3 protein-coding genes are annotated in these 2,358 nt (G+C 38.5%); all 3 read left to right on the forward strand.

Annotated features, from left to right (window positions below):
- Window positions 1-300 precede the first annotated feature (300 nt).
- Window positions 301-1,047: a sensor histidine kinase gene (locus WB217_RS08460; RefSeq protein ID WP_423992494.1), complete on the forward strand. Its 747-nt coding sequence runs from the start codon at window positions 301-303 to the stop codon at window positions 1,045-1,047.
- A gap of 4 nt (window positions 1,048-1,051) precedes the next feature.
- Window positions 1,052-1,753, forward strand: coding sequence for a response regulator transcription factor (locus WB217_RS08465; RefSeq protein ID WP_423992496.1), 702 nt, complete (start codon window positions 1,052-1,054; stop codon window positions 1,751-1,753).
- Window positions 1,750-2,358 (forward strand): hypothetical protein (locus tag WB217_RS08470; RefSeq protein WP_423992498.1); only part of this gene is annotated, 609 nt, incomplete at its 3' end. The genes WB217_RS08465 and WB217_RS08470, both read left to right, overlap by 4 nt.

Here is a 2,358-nt window from a genome sequence, read left to right on the forward strand (position 1 = left end):
TGTCTGTATTGATCATATACATTCCATAATTCCATTTGTGCTCTCCCCCTATCTATCTTCAATTCTCTTTTTATGTAAAATGTGGATAGTTTGTATTATACAATGATTCTGGAAAAATTTATAAATAGTTTCAGTATTTATCAAACATCTGCGCCTAAATGATAGGTTGTACCACATCCAGAAAAAAGAGTAATATAGATTAAAATAAAAGCAGTACATCTTGAACGAGTCTGCTGCAAATCGAACCTTATTCATGCTGTTATAAACCTTCAAAATCAATTCCAAAAGGATGAATCAATTATGATTAGCGCCGCATCTATATTCTCGGTTATCATCTTTCTATGCTTACTGCTTCCTATTATTGCTTTAGTCATGCTTAGCATTCTGAAGCTATTGGAAAAAGAGTTCGATTATTTGCAGATGGAAAATAAGCAGATCCAGCTAGAAACACAGCTTCACCAGATGGAATACCTGCAGCTTAGCCAGCAGATTCGTCCGCATTTCTTATTCAATAGTTTAAATGCGATGATGTCATTGGCCCGTTTAAATCGTAATGAAGATCTCATTCATTCGATGGAGAAGTTTTCATTATTTTTAAGATATCAAAATAAAGACAAGACCTCGCTTGTTCCTTTTGAAAGTGAATTGGAACATACGAAAAACTACTTAGCCATCCAGCAACTACGTTTTGGACAGAAGCTTGAAATAACTTTTTTGATTGATGAAAACGCACTTCCTGCCTTACTCCCTCCCTATACTCTGCAGACATTCGTTGAAAATGCCTTCAAGCACGGACTGGAAAACAAACGTGGTGAAAAACGTTTGATTATTGACCTCCGCCGGGATGGAAATTGGGCCATTTTAAAGGTAACGGATAATGGTGAGAATGATTTGGAACGAATCAGCACACATGGGGATGGGACAGGAATGGAAAATATCCGCAAACGGATGGAATTGCTTTTTGATTTATATACAGAAGTCTCAATGAAACGAAAGCAGGACTGGACAGAAGTAAAAGCAGTCTGGCCTTATACTCCGGGGGAATGACAATATGAAACTATTAATGATCGATGATGAACCATTAGAGCTTGAACAGCTTTCGTATTTGGTAAAAAAACAATACCCTAACTGGGACATCTTTACAGCGGAGGATGCGTTTGAAGCAAGGCAATTATTAAAGACCCACTCTTTCCCGCTTGCTTTTGTCGATATTCAGCTGCCAGGTGATACCGGCTTGGATTTTTGTGAATATTTAAGGACAAATGATTACGATACAGAGGTCGTGCTCATTACAGCTTATCAGGATTTCAGCTATGCCAAGCAAGCTATTCGTCTGGACGTGCTCGATTACTTGGTCAAACCCGTTATTGAAAAAGAATTGCTCAAGGTGATTGAGGATTTTTTAGCGAAGAACGCTTATATGGAGACGAAATCTGTCCTGATCAACAAGGTACTGGACATTGTGCATGAGGATTATGGTCAAAAACTTCAGCTGACTGACCTCGCGAGAAAGGTGTTCGTCACACCAACTTATTTGAGTAAAAAATTCACCGAAGTGACAGGAGTCAAGTTCACCGATTATATTACCAATTTTAGAATACAAAAGGCCAAGCAGCTTATGACTGATCATCCTGAATGGAGTCTGTTACAGGTTGCTGAAGAAGTAGGGTTTTCAAGCCAGCATCACTTTAGTAATTTATTTAAAAAAATCGAAGGAATCACCCCAAGCCAATTTAAGGAGAAACATTCATGATTGATTGGTACTTACTGATATTCATTGCATTCACTCTCGTTATTCTCTTTCTTGAAAAGATTGGCAGCCATCGAACGATTTATGATTACATGAACCCAGGCAAAGAAATGGGGCTTAGTGAGGGGACCTACTCATTGATCAATCAATTTATATCTGGAGCAACCTTCCTATTTCCATTTATCCTGACTGAAAAAGGAGGCTTGTCCAGCTTCTTTATTTTGAGCATAGTCCCTTTCCTTCTTTATTTTTTGCTGGTGAAATTGACGTCCAGCCAGGAACGGATGAATCAAGTCTTCCCGTTTCAGCTAGACACTTCAATGAAAGCAACGCCTTTTTACATTTTGATTTTCGCTTTTTCAAGCCTGGGAAGCATTTTGATTCACACATCCGTGATTGCCATTATTTTTCGCGATTTATTTCATCATTCCCCAGTCCTGGGCGTTTTTCTTTTCCTCAGCTTTGGATTTATTTTATTTGGCTTAGGTGGAAATTATGGCGTCAACAAAATAGGCACCCTGCTTTCATTCGCAATATTTTTCGTCGTTTCCTTTACTGCGCTTACTATCTATTTGCGCACAGGTATCGGGCTGGTTTATGAGCAATTC

It is taken from the genome of Mesobacillus sp. (assembly GCF_049588175.1).
In the GTDB taxonomy this organism is placed as follows: domain Bacteria; phylum Bacillota; class Bacilli; order Bacillales; family Cytobacillaceae; genus Mesobacillus.